General features: G+C 73.0%; 13 protein-coding genes. 12 read left to right on the top strand and 1 reads right to left on the bottom strand.

Translation table 11 applies throughout. The features are described from left to right. Position 1: 1 nt before the first annotated feature. The 10 genes from ACGFZA_RS30270 (at position 2) to ACGFZA_RS30225 (ending at position 10,262) form a co-directional block, all read left to right on the top strand. Positions 2-760: an SDR family NAD(P)-dependent oxidoreductase gene (locus ACGFZA_RS30270; RefSeq protein WP_393683263.1), complete on the top strand. Its 759-nt coding sequence runs from the start codon at positions 2-4 to the stop codon at positions 758-760. A gap of 213 nt (positions 761-973) precedes the next feature. After that, on the top strand, positions 974-2,629 hold the full coding sequence (locus ACGFZA_RS30265) for an AMP-binding protein (protein ID WP_393683261.1): 1,656 nt from the start codon (positions 974-976) through the stop codon (positions 2,627-2,629). A 60-nt stretch (positions 2,630-2,689) separates the two neighbouring features. After that, entirely contained in the window at positions 2,690-3,856 is a 1,167-nt protein-coding gene (locus ACGFZA_RS30260; protein WP_393683259.1) for an acyl-CoA dehydrogenase family protein, read from the top strand. Continuing rightward, entirely contained in the window at positions 3,853-4,821 is a 969-nt protein-coding gene (locus tag ACGFZA_RS30255; RefSeq protein ID WP_393683257.1) for a bifunctional MaoC family dehydratase N-terminal/OB-fold nucleic acid binding domain-containing protein, read from the top strand. The genes ACGFZA_RS30260 and ACGFZA_RS30255 overlap by 4 nt, the downstream gene beginning before the upstream one ends. Beyond that, positions 4,821-5,939: an acyl-CoA dehydrogenase family protein gene (locus tag ACGFZA_RS30250; RefSeq protein ID WP_393683255.1), complete on the top strand. Its 1,119-nt coding sequence runs from the start codon at positions 4,821-4,823 to the stop codon at positions 5,937-5,939. The genes ACGFZA_RS30255 and ACGFZA_RS30250 overlap by 1 nt, the downstream gene beginning before the upstream one ends. Then, positions 5,936-6,382: a MaoC family dehydratase gene (locus ACGFZA_RS30245; RefSeq protein ID WP_385276812.1), complete on the top strand. Its 447-nt coding sequence runs from the start codon at positions 5,936-5,938 to the stop codon at positions 6,380-6,382. Before ACGFZA_RS30250 ends, ACGFZA_RS30245 begins: the two co-directional genes overlap by 4 nt. Continuing rightward, positions 6,379-7,560 (top strand): lipid-transfer protein, encoded by a 1,182-nt coding sequence (locus tag ACGFZA_RS30240; RefSeq protein WP_393683252.1) that lies wholly within the window; start codon positions 6,379-6,381, stop codon positions 7,558-7,560. Before ACGFZA_RS30245 ends, ACGFZA_RS30240 begins: the two co-directional genes overlap by 4 nt. Further along, on the top strand, positions 7,557-8,414 hold the full coding sequence (locus ACGFZA_RS30235) for a MaoC/PaaZ C-terminal domain-containing protein (protein WP_393683250.1): 858 nt from the start codon (positions 7,557-7,559) through the stop codon (positions 8,412-8,414). Before ACGFZA_RS30240 ends, ACGFZA_RS30235 begins: the two co-directional genes overlap by 4 nt. Further along, positions 8,407-9,222: a 2-keto-4-pentenoate hydratase gene (locus tag ACGFZA_RS30230; protein WP_393683248.1), complete on the top strand. Its 816-nt coding sequence runs from the start codon at positions 8,407-8,409 to the stop codon at positions 9,220-9,222. Before ACGFZA_RS30235 ends, ACGFZA_RS30230 begins: the two co-directional genes overlap by 8 nt. 98 nt (positions 9,223-9,320) lie before the next feature. Then, entirely contained in the window at positions 9,321-10,262 is a 942-nt protein-coding gene (locus tag ACGFZA_RS30225) for a 3-oxoacyl-ACP reductase (RefSeq protein WP_385276824.1), read from the top strand. Between the two features lie 129 nt (positions 10,263-10,391). Here the strand turns inward: ACGFZA_RS30225 and ACGFZA_RS30220 are convergent, their stop codons facing one another. Then, positions 10,392-11,003, bottom strand: coding sequence for a TetR family transcriptional regulator (locus ACGFZA_RS30220; protein WP_385276827.1), 612 nt, complete (start codon positions 11,001-11,003; stop codon positions 10,392-10,394). A 175-nt stretch (positions 11,004-11,178) separates the two neighbouring features. Between ACGFZA_RS30220 and ACGFZA_RS30215 the strand changes: the two genes are divergently transcribed. Beyond that, positions 11,179-12,744, top strand: a complete 1,566-nt coding sequence (locus tag ACGFZA_RS30215) for an FAD-dependent oxidoreductase (RefSeq protein ID WP_393683245.1) — start codon at positions 11,179-11,181, stop codon at positions 12,742-12,744. Between the two features lie 111 nt (positions 12,745-12,855). Then, positions 12,856-13,650, top strand: a complete 795-nt coding sequence (locus tag ACGFZA_RS30210) for an SDR family NAD(P)-dependent oxidoreductase (protein ID WP_385276833.1) — start codon at positions 12,856-12,858, stop codon at positions 13,648-13,650. Positions 13,651-13,699 lie beyond the last annotated feature (49 nt).

The following is a 13,699-nucleotide window of genomic DNA, read 5'->3' as shown; positions in this document are numbered from 1 at the left end:
GATGGGAAACCTCTACGGCAAGGTCGCGGTCATCACCGGCGCGGGACAGGGGGTCGGTCGGGGTATCGCGCTCGCCCTCGCCTCCGAAGGGGCCTCGGTGGCCGTGGTCGGGCGGACCGCGGTGAAGCTGGAGACGACGTGTGAACTGCTGCGCGAACGGGGGGTGACGGCCGAACCGTTCGTCCTCGACGTGCTCGACACGGACCGCATCCCCTCCGTGGTGGAGGCGATCGCGGAGCGCTTCGGCTCCCTCGGCATCCTGGTGAACAACGCCTACACCGGCTGCTACGGGCCGCTCCTCTCGCTGAGCGACGAGGAGTTCCGACGGGGTTTCGACAGTGCCCCTTTCGCGGCGTTCGCGTTCATGAAGGCCGCGCATCCGCACCTGAAGCGCGACGGCGGCTGCGTCATCAACCTCGTCACGTCCGCGATGGTCCGCTGGGACCTGAGCACGTACGGGGCCTACGCGGCGGCCAAATCCGCCCTGCGCTCCCTGACCAGGACCGCCGCCAACGAATGGGGCCGCGACGGCATCCGGGTCAACGCGATCGCCCCGCATGCCGTCTCGCCCGCCTACGCCGGCTGGCAGGCCGCGCACCCGGAGGAGGCCGCCGCGTTCTGCGCGTCCATCCCGCTCGGGTACGTCGGCGACTGCGAGCAGGACATCGGGCGGGCCGTGGCGATGCTGTGCGGCCCGGACGCCCGCTACCTGACGGGTGCCACGGTGCCCCTCGACGGCGGCCAGGCCAACTTCGGCTGACCGGCCGGGCGACGCCCCTCCCGGTCAGCGGGACGGCCCGGACCGGGCCGTCCCGCGCGCGGCTAGCGTCGCCACGCCGGGCGCCACGGTCCCTTCACCGTGACACGCGCCGAGGCCACTGCGGGAAGCACCGCCACCACCACGGGAACGCGCCGCGCGGCCCGCCCCGTACCGACACCGGCAGACCCGGCCACCGGGTGAGAGGGACCGACGTTGCCACACGAGACGATTGCCGACCTGCTGCTCGCCAGGGCCGGGGACGACCACCCGGGCCTGCTGACCCGTGAACGGACCTGGACCTGGGGAGAGGTCGTCGAGGAGAGCGCGGCCCGCGCCGCCTGGGCCGGGAAACTGCGGACCGACGGACCCTTCCACATCGGCGTACTCCTCGACAACGAACCCGAGTACGTCTTCTGGCTGGGCGCCGCGGCCCTCGCCGGCGCGGCCGTCGTCGGCATCAACCCCACCCGCCGCGGCGCCGAACTGGAGCGGGAGGTGCGGCACACCGACTGCCAGGTGATCATCACCGACCGGGCGGGCGCCGCCCTGCTCGACGGTCTGGACATCGGCGTCGGCCGGGACCGCTTCCTCGTCGTCGACGCACCGGAGTACGGGGAACGCCTGGCCGCGCACGACCGCCTGCCGGCCCCGGCCCCCGACATCACCGCCACCACGCGGATGCTGCTGCTCCTGACCTCCGGCACGACCGGCACGTCCAAGGCGGCGCTCTGTTCCCAGGGCCGGCTCGCCGCGCTCGGCGCCTCCAACAGCGCCAAGTACGACATCACCCGCGAGGACATCTGCTACTGCCCGATGCCGCTCTTCCACGGCAACGCGCTCATGGCGCTGTGGGCCCCCGCCCTGTCCGCGGGTGCCACGATCGCTCTCACCCGCAAGTTCTCCGCCTCCGGGTTCCTCCCCGACGTGACCTACTTCGGCGCCACGTACTTCACCTACGTCGGCAAGGCGATCGGCTACATCCTGGCCCGCCCCGAGACCCCGCAGGACGCCCGCAACCAGCTCACCCACGCCTTCGGGACCGAGGCCTCCCCGGAGGACGCGGCCCGTTTCCTGGACCGCTTCGGCTGCCGTCTCGTCGAGGGCTACGGCTCCAGCGAGGGCGCCGGCATGCTCAAGCGGGTCCCCGACGCGCCGACGGGCGCGCTCGGCATGCCCGCCCGGGACGGCGTCCGCATCGTGCACCCCACGGACCGGACCACCTGCCCGCCCGCCGTCCTCGACTCCTACGGCCGGGTGCGCAACCCGGAGGAGGCCATCGGGGAGATCGTCGACACCGAGGGCGCCGCCCGGTTCGAGGGCTACTACAACAACGAGGCCGCGAACGCCGAACGCGTCCGCCACGGCTGGTACTGGACCGGCGACCTCGGATACGTGGACGAGGCAGGCTACTTCTACTTCGCGGGCCGCTCCGGCGACTGGATCCGTGTCGACGGCGAGAACATCTCGGCCCTGCTCACCGAGCGCATCCTGCGCAGGCACCCCGGTGTCATCGCCGCCGGTGTCTTCGGCGTACCCGACCCGCGCTCCGGCGACCAGGTCATGGCCGCCGTCGAGATCGCGGAGGACGCCCGCTTCGAGGACCTGGACCTGCCCCGCTTCCTGGAACGCCAGGAGGACCTGGGCACCAAGGGAGCCCCCCGCTTCGTCCGCGTCTCCCACGCGCTGCCGACCACCGCCTCCAACAAGCTGCGCAAGAAGGAGATGCAGCTCGACGGCTGGCGCACCGACGACCCGGTGTACCGCTGGACCGGCCGGGGCCTGCCCGTGTACGCGCCGATGACCGACGAGGAGAAGGGTGCGCTGCGCGCGGAGTTCCTGGCCAACGGGCGTTCACGTTTCCTGCCCTGAGGGTCCATCAGCAACCGCATGACGACGGCCGCCCGCGGCGGCAACCAAGGAGAACCACACATGCAACTGCGCGAGAGCGCCGCGCACCAGGAGCTGCGGCGGGAACTGCGGGCCTACTTCGCGGGCCTGATGCCCGAGGACGAACGCCGTCGCGTCGGCGAGGAGGGTGTGGGCGGCGGCCGCTTCCGGGAGGTCGTCAAACGGCTCGGCTCCGACGGCTGGCTCGGCATCGGCTGGCCCACCGAGTACGGCGGCCAGGGCCGTTCGGTCGAGGACCAGTACGTGTTCTTCGACGAGGTCCAGCGGGCCGGTCTGCCCTTCCCGTTCGTCACGGTCAACACCGTCGGCCCGACCCTGATGGCGTACGGCTCCGAGGAGCACCGCAAGCGGTTCCTGCCCGGCATCCTCTCCGGCGACATCGTCTTCGCGATCGGCTACACGGAGCCCGCGGCGGGCACCGACCTCGCCGCGCTGACCACCCGCGCGGTCCGGGACGGCGACACGTACGTCGTCGACGGCAGCAAGATCTTCACCAGCGGTGCCAACACCGCCGACTACGTGTGGCTCGCCGCCCGCACCGATCCGGAAGCACCCAAGCACAAGGGCATCTCCATCCTGATCGTGCCCACCGCCGGCGACGGCTTCTCCTGGAGCCCCATCCACACCGTCGGCGGCATGGTCGTCACCGCGACGTACTACAGCGGGGTGCGCGTCCCCGCCGCCGACGTGGTCGGGGAGGTGGACGGCGGCTGGCGCCTGATCACCGCCCAGCTCAACCACGAACGCATCGGGCTCGCCGCACTGGGCGGCCGGATGATCCAGCTGTGGGAACGCGTCCACGACTGGGCCCGGGAGAACGGCACGGCCGACATCCCGTGGGTACGGCAGGAGTTCGCGCGTACGTACGCCCGTCTGGAGGCGATGCGGCTGATGAACTGGAAGATGACGTCCGCCGTCGCCCGGAACACCCTGACCGGCGCCGACGCGGGCGCCGCCAAGACCTACGGAACCGAGACCCACATCGCCGTCCAGCGCGGGCTCACCCAGATCCTCGGCGCCGCCGGCCGCATCCGGCCCGAGTCGCCGGGCGCGGCCCTCGCCGGGCAGGTCGAACAGCTCTCCCGGCAGGGCATCGTGAACACCTTCGGCGGCGGCGTCAACGAGATCCTGCGCGACATGGTCGCCACCCAGGGCCTCGGGCTCCCCCGCAAGGGGCGTGGCGCGTGAGCGGGTACGGCGAGCAGCCGCAGCCGGGGTACGAGGAGCGGCTGCGGGCCTTCACCGGGCGCGAACTGCGGTCCACCGCACCGGCGCAGGACCCGGTGAACCAGCCGATGATCCGGCACTGGGCCGAGGCGATGGGCGACACCAACCCGGTCTACACCGACGCCGAGGCGGCCCGTGCCACCGGCCGCGCGGGGGTGGTGGCGCCCGCGTCGATGGTCCAGGCGTGGACGATGCGCGGATACGCGGCCACCGTCGCCCCGCGTCCCGGTGGCCCGGACGGCTTCGGCGACCTGGTCGCCCTCCTCGCCGAAGGCGGATACACCTCCGTGGTCGCCACCGACTCCGAGTTCACGTTCCTGCGGGAGCTGGCACCGGGGGACCACATCGCCGTCCGCGAGACCGTCGAGTCGGTCTCGGCGGAGAAGAGGACCGGCCTCGGACCGGGACGGTTCGTCACCACCCTCAAGACCTACACCGACCGGGACGGCGCGACGGTCGCCACCCAGCGGTGGCGGACGCTGAGGTTCCGGCCCGCACCCGACGGGGCACCCGCCCCCGCGCTGCGTCCGCGGCCCGCGGTCAACCGTGACAACGCCTTCTTCTTCGAAGGCGCGCGCCGGCACCGGCTGCTCATCCAGCGCTGCACCGGCTGCGCCGCGCTGCGTCACCCGCCCGGCCCGTGCTGCCCCGGGTGCGGCTCCCTGGAGTGGGACACCGTCGAGGCCACCGGGCACGGGCACGTCTACAGCTTCGTCGTGAACCACCATCCGCGGCACCCCGCGTTCGACTCGCCGTACCTCGTCGCCGTCGTCGAACTCGCCGAAGGCACCCGACTGATCACCAACCTGACCGGCATCGCCGCCGACGAGGTCACCGTCGGCATGCCGGTGGTCCTCGACTGGCTCGACGCCGACCCCGATCTGACCCTGCCGGTCTTCCGGCCCGCCCCGACGGAGGCGCCCTGATGGATTTCTCCCTGGGAGAAGAGCTCGAAGCGGTCCGTGACCTGGCCCGCGAGATCTTCGCCGACCGCGTCACGCCCGCGCGGCTGCGCGAGGTGGAGACCTCGCCGAGCCGCGTCGACGAACCGCTGTGGGCGGACCTCGTCACCGCCGGGCTGCTCTCGGCGGTCCTGCCCGAACGGGACGGCGGAGCCGGCCTCGGCACGGCCGGGCTCTGCGTCCTCCTGGAGGAACAGGGCCGGTGCGTGGCCCCGTTGCCGCTGTGGCCCGCGCTGACCGGCGCGCTCACCGTCGCGGCGTACGGCGAAGCGGACCAGCGGTCGCTTCTGCTGCCCGGACTCGGGGACGGTACGAACCGGCTGACCGTCGCTCTGGAGGAGTTCGGACCCGCCGAGCCCCTGACCCCGCGCACGGTCGCCGTCGCCGACGGGCCGGGGTGGCGCCTCAGCGGGGTCAAGGCCGTGGTGCCCGCGCCGGCGGGTGCGCGCCACGTCCTGGTGACCGCTGCGGCGGGGGCCGGTCCGGGTCTCTTCCTCGTCGCCTCGGACGCCCTGGGCGTGAGCTGGGAGTACGCCGAGACCACCACGTACGACATGAGCGCCCATATCACGCTGGACGACGCCCCGGCGGAGCTCGTCGGCACGCCGGGTGACGGGGCCGCCGCACACCTCGTGCGGATCGCCGCCGTCGCCCTGGCCGCAGTCCAGACCGGCGTGGCCGAAGGGGCGCTGGGCCACGCGGCGGGGCATCTGCGCGAACGGGAGCAGTTCGGCCGTCCGCTCGCCACCTTCCAGGCCGTTCAGCACCAGCTCGCCGACTGTTACATCGACATCGAGGCGATGCGGGCCACCCTCTGGCAGGCCGTCGACGCCGTGGCGGAACCCTTCGACGCGGCCGCCGCCGACCGGGCGGCGCTGGTCGCCAAGTGGTGGGCGGCCGAAGGGGGCCTGAACACCGTGCACCGCGTCCAGCACGTACACGGCGGCATCGGCGTCGACACCGACTATCCGGTGCACCGGCACTTCCTGTGGGGCAAGCAGATCTCCACGACCCTGGGGGGCGCGGGCGCCGCCCTCGAACGTCTCGGAGCCCTTCTCGCCCAAGCGGCGGTGACCTCATGACCCCGGCCCCCGGCGCCGTCCCGTCCTCCCGCAGCTACGCGTCGGTGGCCGTCGGCGACGTGCTTCCCGCGCTGTCGATCCCGGTCACCCGCACTCTGATCGTCGCCACCGCCCTCGCGAGCCGGGACTTCCAGGACGTGCACCACGATCCGGACCTGGCGCGGGAGCGCGGCTCCCAGGACATCTTCATGAACATCCTGACCAGCAACGGGCTCGTCGACCGGTACGTCACCGGCTGGGCCGGCCCCGCCTGCGCCGTCAAGGCCATCCGGATCAGGCTCGGCGCACCCAACCACCCCGGCGACACGATGGTGCTCACCGGCACGGTGACCGCGAAGTCGGACGCCGGCCATCGTGTCGAGATCGCGGTCACGGGCGCGAACAGCCTCGGCGCCCACGTGACCGGGAGCGTCTCGGTCCAGTTGCCGGGGGAGGACCGATGAGCGCCGTACCGCTGTCGGGTACCGCGGCAGTGGCCGGAATCGGCGCCACCGAGTTCTCCAAGAACTCCGGGCGCAGCGAACTCCGGCTCGCCTGTGAGGCGGTGCTCGCCGCTGTCGCGGACGCGGGCCTGAAACCGTCCGACGTGGACGGGCTTGTCACCTTCACCGCGGAGACCAACGCCGAGAACCACGTGGCCCGCAACACCGGAATGGGCGACCTGACGTTCTTCTCCCGCATCGGGTACGGCGGCGGAGCCGGCTGCGCCACCGTGCAGCAGGCGGCCATGGCCGTGGCCACCGGGATCGCCGACGTGGTCGTCTGCTACCGCGCGTTCAACGAGCGATCCGGTGAGCGCTACGGGCTCGGGCAGGCCGCCCGGCCCATGGACACCACCGCGGACCGGGCGGCGTACGCCTGGATGACCCCCTTCGGCCTGAGCACCCCGGCCCAGTGGGTGGCGATGTTCGCCCGCCGCTATCTGCACGAGTACGGCGCCACCACCGACGACTTCGGCCGGGTCGCCGTCGTCGGCCGCAAGCACGCCGCGAACAACCCGGCCGCCTGGTTCCACGGCCGCCCCATCACCCTCCAGGACCACCGTGACTCCCGCTGGATCGCCGAACCGCTGCGGCTGCTGGACTGCTGCCAGGAGACCGACGGCGGCCAGGCCCTGGTGATCGTCTCCGCAGAGCGCGCCCGCGACCTTCCGCACCCGCCCGCGGTGATCCGCTCCGCGGCCCAGGGGCTCGGGGCCGACCAGCACATGATGACCAGCTACTACCGGCCGGCGATCACCGGAATCCCCGAAATGGGCCTTGTGGGAAGGCAGTTGTACGCGCAGAGCGGCCTCGGTCCGGACGATATCGACGCGGCCGTGCTCTACGACCACTTCACCCCTCTGGTCCTGCCGCAACTGGAGGAACTGGGCTTCTGCAAGCCCGGCGAGGCGAAGGACTTCATTGCCGACGGCCACTTGGAGCTCGGTGGCCGGCTGCCCTTCAACACGCACGGCGGGCAGCTCGGCGAGGCGTATCTGCACGGGATGAACGGCATCGCCGAGGGGGTCAGGCTGGTCCGCGGCACCTCGGTCAACCAGCCGGACAAGGCCGACCACGTCATGGTCACCGCCGGCACCGGGGTGCCCACCAGCGGTCTGATCCTGGGAGCCGACCGATGACCCGGTCCCCGTGGGAGGGCCGCGAACTCGGCACGCGTCGCGTCTCCTGGACCGATCGGGACGCGATCCTGTACGCGCTCGCGGTCGGCGCCCCCGCCGACCGGCTCGACCTCGTGTACGAGGAGCGGCTGCGGGTGCTGCCCACCTTCGCGCTGACCCTCGCCCAGTGGGCGCCCGACGCGCTCGGTGCGCTGGGTGCCTTCGATGTCGCCACGGCCGTGCACGGCAGTCAGCACCTGCTCGTGCACGCTCCGTTGGAGGCGTCCGGTCAGCTGACCACCAGGGCGCGGGTCGCCGCCGTGCGGGACAAGGGCGCAGCCGCCGTGTTCGACGTCGAGGTGTCCTGCGATCGCTTCACGGCCACCTGGTCCCTCTTCGCGCCGGGCTGCGGAGGCTTCGGCGGCGAACGCGGCCCGTCCGCCCCGCGCCGCCCGGACCACCCGGCCCAACACGCCCTCACCGTCTCCACGCACGCACGGCAGGCGGCCCTGTACCGCCTGCTCGGCGACCGGCACGCCATGCACATCGACCCCGAGGCGGCGAAGGCGGCCGGAATGGACCGGCCGTTCCTGCACGGACTGTGCACGCTCGCCGCGAGCCTGTTGCCCCTGGCCGATGCCCTCGGTGTGCACCCGGCCGACCTGGTGGAGCTGGAAGGCAGATTCGCCGCACCGGCCTTCCCGGGCGACCGGCTCGGCCTGGCCGGCTGGACCGATACCCCGGGCGCGGCCGGACCCGGTGACCGGGCCGTGCGCTTCGAGGCGACGGCCGAGGACGGCCGTGCGGTGCTCACCGGCGGCCTGGCCCGATTCCGCACCACCCCACCGGACCGGACGGAGAACCACGATGCTTGAACCCGCCCAGCGCGCCGCGGCCGCCGACGCACTGTGGGCCGCCCAGCAGGGCCGCAGCCCCATGGAGCCGCTCACCACCGTGTGGCCGGACATCGGCGCGGCCGACGCCTACGAGATCCAGCTGATCAACATCCGCCGGCAACGGGCCGAAGGCCGCACCGTCCACGGGCACAAGGTCGGCCTGTCCTCGAAGGTCATGCAGGAGATGATGGGCGTCGACGAGCCGGACTACGGCCATCTGCTCTCCGACATGGTGCTGGCCGAGGGGACGCCCGTCGAGGCGGACCGCTACTGCTACCCGCGGATCGAGGTCGAGATCGGCTACGTGCTCGGCCGGAGTCTGCCGGGGGAGGGGTGCACCACCGAGGACGTCCTCGCGGCCACCGAGTACATCGTCCCGAGCCTCGAACTCATCGACAGCCGGATCAGGGACTGGCGGATCGGGCTCGCCGACACCATCGCCGACAACGCGTCGTCCGCAGGGGTGGTGCTCGGCTCGGCCCGGGTGCGGCCGGACCGCCTGAACCCCGCCGACATCGGGGCCGTCCTCTACCGGGACGGCGAGCAGATCGCCCGGGGAAACACCAGTGCGGTGCTCGGCGACCCCACCGAGGCCGTCGCCTGGCTGGCCCGCAAGGTCGCGTCCTTCGGGGTGCGCCTGGAGGCCGGTCACGTGATCCTGCCGGGGTCGTGCACCAAGGCCGTCGACGTGCGGCCGGGGGAGTCCTACCGGGCCGACTTCGAGGGGCTCGGGTCCGTCTCCGTCGGCTTCGTCCACTCAACGGGACACCGCCCGGCCGAGAACTGAAATCAATACTAGTTTCGTCCGTGTGGCGCACCCCGGCGGCAGCCCGCCGGGGTGCGCCCGCGTATCCAGCGGATCGACGCAACACGGAATGAGGCAGCATGAGCGCGACGCACACCCCCTCGGCGACGACCCTGGAGGGGCGCACCGCCGTCGTCACCGGCGCGGGAGCGGGACTCGGCCGCGCCGAGGCACTGGCACTCGCGGCGCTCGGCGCCAACGTGGTGGTGAACGACATCGGCCCGGCGGCCGACGACGTGGCCGCCGAGATCAGGGCCCTCGGCGCGGGGGCCGTGGCGGTGACCGGTGACGTCGGCGACTGGGCCATGGGCGACCGGCTGGTGCGGGCGGCCGTGGAGAGCTTCGGCAGTCTGGACATCGTCGTCAACAACGCGGGAGTCCTCCGCGACAAGATGCTCTTCAACCTCACCGAGTCCGACTGGGACGACGTCCTGCGGATCCACCTCAAGGGACACGCCGCGGTCTCCCGCGCCGCGGCCGTCCACTGGCGCGCGGCGAGCAAGGCGTCCGGCGCCCCGGTCTACGGCCGCGTGATCAACACCTCGTCCGAGGCCTTCCTGTTCGGGTCCCCCGGCCAGCCGAACTACTCCGCCGCCAAGGCCGGGATCACCGCGCTGACCCTGTCCACCTCGCAGGGCCTGGCCCGCTACGGCGTACGCGCCAACGCCATCTGTCCCCGCGCCCGCACCGCCATGACGGCCGAGTCCTTCGGAGAGGGCGCGACCGCACCGGGAGGCCTCGACATCATGGCCCCCGAGCGCGTCGCCACCCTCGTCGGGCACCTGGCCTCCCCGGCCGCCGACGAGATCAACGGGCAGGTCTTCGTCGTCTACGGCGACATGGTCGCGCTGCTCGCCCCGCCCACCGTGGAACGGAAGTTCACCGCCGCGGACGGCACCTTCACCCCGGCCGAACTCGACGAGCAGCTGACCACGTACTTCCGCGGCCGTGACCCGCACCGGACCTACGCCGCCTACAGCGTCGCCGGACTCGACACGACGGGGACGCAGCAGAGCCGCTGAGCCGGCGGGACGAGTACACCCGGCTGGGGCGACGGGGATGCGGCAGAAACCGCCCGGCCGGGGGCGCGCCGGCCCCGCTGCACCGACGGACGTGCCCGGGCGACCCACTCGGCCCCGCCGGGGCCGGGTTCAGCCGGCGTCGGTCTCCGGGGCGAGCAGGAGGTGGCAGGCCATCCGCAGATCGGCATCCGCCTCCTGCGGGGTCAGCCGCTCGTTGAGCCGCGACTGCAGCACTCCGTACCAGAGCAGGATCAGCAGCCGCAGACGGGTGATGTGGTGGTCCGTGGGCTCCTCCACGCCCCAGGCCCGCACCAGCAGGTCGACGAAGCCCGAGTCGATCCGCGCCAGGTCGGGGACCGTCGAGGCACGGGCCGCGTTCGCCGACTGGATCATCGCCGTGGCGAGGGCCGGCCTGCGCAGCAGATTGCGCGTCGCGCTGCCCAGGGTCTCGAAGACGGCGTCCTCGGGCGAGGTGTCTGCCGGGCGCTCGGGCACCCGCGCCGCGAACCCCTCGATCTGGTCGGCCATCAACGCGGTGAACAGATGGGTCTTCGACGGGAAGTACCGGTACAGGGTCGCGATCGCGACGCCTGCGGACTTGGCGACCTCCTGCATCTGCACCCGTTCGAGACCCGTCGTGGCGGCGATGTCCGCCGCCACCTTCAGGATGCTCTGACGGCGTGCGCGCTGCCGGGGCGAACTGGGCTCGGCCCCGGCCCTGGCCTCGGCGATTCTGGGCACGCGCTCTCTCCCGGAGCTCGGTGGTGTCTACAGCTGCACAGACAATACGCCGGGCCCCTCCACGCGTCCCGCGCACGCGCCCCGCCGTACCGCTCAGCGGGACCGGCCCCACCGGCCCCGGCGCCGAACGGGTCTGCTGGGGCCGCACACCACCGAGCGGCAGGAGGGGTCATCCATGCGGGACGGCCGGCAGGGCTGGGACGCCACCCACGACGTGATCGTCGTCGGATCCGGGGCGGGAGCGATGACCGGGGCCCTGGTGGCCGCGGGCGACGGCCTCGACACCGTCGTACTGGAACGGACGGCGCTGCTCGGCGGCACCTCCGCCTACTCCGGGGCCGCCTGCTGGCTGCCCGGCACCCAGGTGCAGGAGCGCGCCGGGCTCGGCGACTCCACGGAGGCGGCCGACCTCTATCTGCGCACCCTCACCGGCGACGCCGAAGCCCCCCGCAGGACCGCCTTCCTTCGGCACGCCCCCGCACTCGTGAGCCGGCTCGAACGCGATCCGGTGATCGCGTTCGAGTGGCGTGCCTTCCCCGACTACGTGGCCGCACCCGGCCGGATGGACGCCGGCCGCTCCTTCGTCCCCCTGGACCTGGACCCGGAGCTGCTCGGCGCGCTCCTGCCCCTGGTACGTCCGGCAATCGACCGCGACCGTGCGGGCCAGGGGCACCCCGCCGGCGCACCGCTGACCGCGGGCCGCGCCCTGATCGGCCGCCTCCTGCTCGCGGCCACCCGCACCGGCAACGCACTCGTCCGCACCGAGCACCACGTCACCGCCCTCGTCACCGAGGGCGGCCGGATCGCCGGCGTCGAGGCCCGGACACCGCACGGCACGGTCCGGATACGGGCCCGCCGCGGCGTGCTGCTGGCCGCCGGCGGTTTCGAGCGCGACGAGGCCCTGCGCACCGAGCACGGGGTGCCCGGCGGGGCCGCCCGGAGCATGGCTCCCCACGGCACCAACACCGGCGAGCTGCTCGGCGCCGCCCTCGCGGCGGGCGCCGCCACCGGCCTCATGGACGAGGCCTGGTGGTGCCCGGGGACCGAACTCCCCGACGGTTCGGCCGCGTTCACCCTCGGTCTGCGGGGCGGTCTGATGGTGGACGGCTCGGGGCGGCGGTTCGCCAACGAGTCGCTGCCGTACGACCGCATGGGCCGTGCCATCGCCGCGGGCGGGGGTTCGGACGCGCCCGTCCACCTGATCTTCGACTCCCGCGAGGGCGGCGCCCTGCCGGCCATCACGGTGCCTCCCGTCGACCCGGCGGATCACCTGGCGGCCGGCACCTGGGTGAGTGCCGAATCGCTGCCGGAGCTCGCCGCCCTCATCGGCGTGCCGGCCGGCCCCCTGACGGACACCGTCGGCCGGTTCAACGGCTTCGCGGCCGCCGGGACCGACGAGGACCACCACCGCGGCGAGGACCCGTACGACCTGTTCTTCGCCGACAGGAAGAACGCTCCCGGGCCCAATCCGTGCCTGGTCCCGCTCGACCGGCCGCCGTACTTCGCGGCCCGGGTGGTCCTCGCCGACCTCGGCACCAAGGGCGGTCTGCGTACGGACGCGGACGCCCGCGTCCTGGGCACCGACGGGCGCCCGCTGACCGGCCTGTACGCCGCCGGGAACACCAGCGCCTCCTTCACCGGCGGCGTCTACCCCGGCCCCGGCATCCCCATCGGCACCGCCATGGTGTTCGCCTCCCTGGCCGTGCGGCACATGGCCGGCCTGCCCGCCGACGCCGTCTGACCGAGCGGCCCGGACCCGGGCATCCCGGCCAGTGGGATGCCCGGCGCGCGCCCCCGCAGGAGCGCTTTACGGTCGCGGCACCGCGGCGGCCAGGACCAAGAGAGGCACTCGATGACCGACAAGAACGTGTACGGGCCCTGGGCGGTCGTCGCCGGCGGATCCGAGGGAGTCGGCGCCTCGTTCGCCGGCCTGCTCGCCGACGCCGGGATCAACCTGGTGCTCATCGCCCGCAGGCCGGGCCCCCTGAACGAGACCGCGGAGAAGGTGCGCGCCAAGGGCGTCGAGGTCCGCACACTCGCACTGGACCTGCTCGACCCCGGCGCACCGGCCGCGGTCCGTGCGGTCACCGACGGACTCGAGGTCGGTCTGCTGATCTTCAACGCGGGAGCCAACAGCTACGGCCACGAGTTCGTCACCGGCGACCTGACCCGTGTCCAGGGTGTCCTCGACCTCAACATCACCGCGCAACTGGCCCTCACTCATCACTTCGGCGCCCTGATGAAGGAGCGCGGCCGGGGCGGCATCATGCTGGTCGGCTCGCTCTCCGGATACCTCGGCCAGGCGCAGATCAGCATCTACTCGGCGGCCAAGGCCTTCAGCCGGGTGTTCGCCGAGGGGCTGTGGCTGGAACTGCGGCCGCACGGTGTGCACGTCCTGGAACTCGTCCTCGGAGTGACCAGGACGCCGGCCATGGAGCGCGCGGGGCTGCGCATGGACCTGCCCGGTCTGCGGGTCGCGGAACCGGACGACGTCGCCCGGGAGGGGCTGGAACACCTCGCCGACGGACCCGTTCTGGTCGCCGGCGGCAATGCGGCGGCCGCGGAGAAGCGCAGCGGTTTCCCCCGCGCCGAGCTCGCTCTCGCAGCCCACGAGGCATCCAGGAAGATGCTGCCCCCATCATCCTGACGGTATATCAGATTCCGTCCGCGTCGGCCGTCCCCGTCCCCTTCCGGAG

The sequence above is a fragment of the Streptomyces sp. NPDC048211 genome, assembly GCF_043202315.1.
Lineage (GTDB): Bacteria > Actinomycetota > Actinomycetes > Streptomycetales > Streptomycetaceae > Streptomyces.
This window is presented reverse-complemented; position numbering and strand designations above follow the sequence as displayed.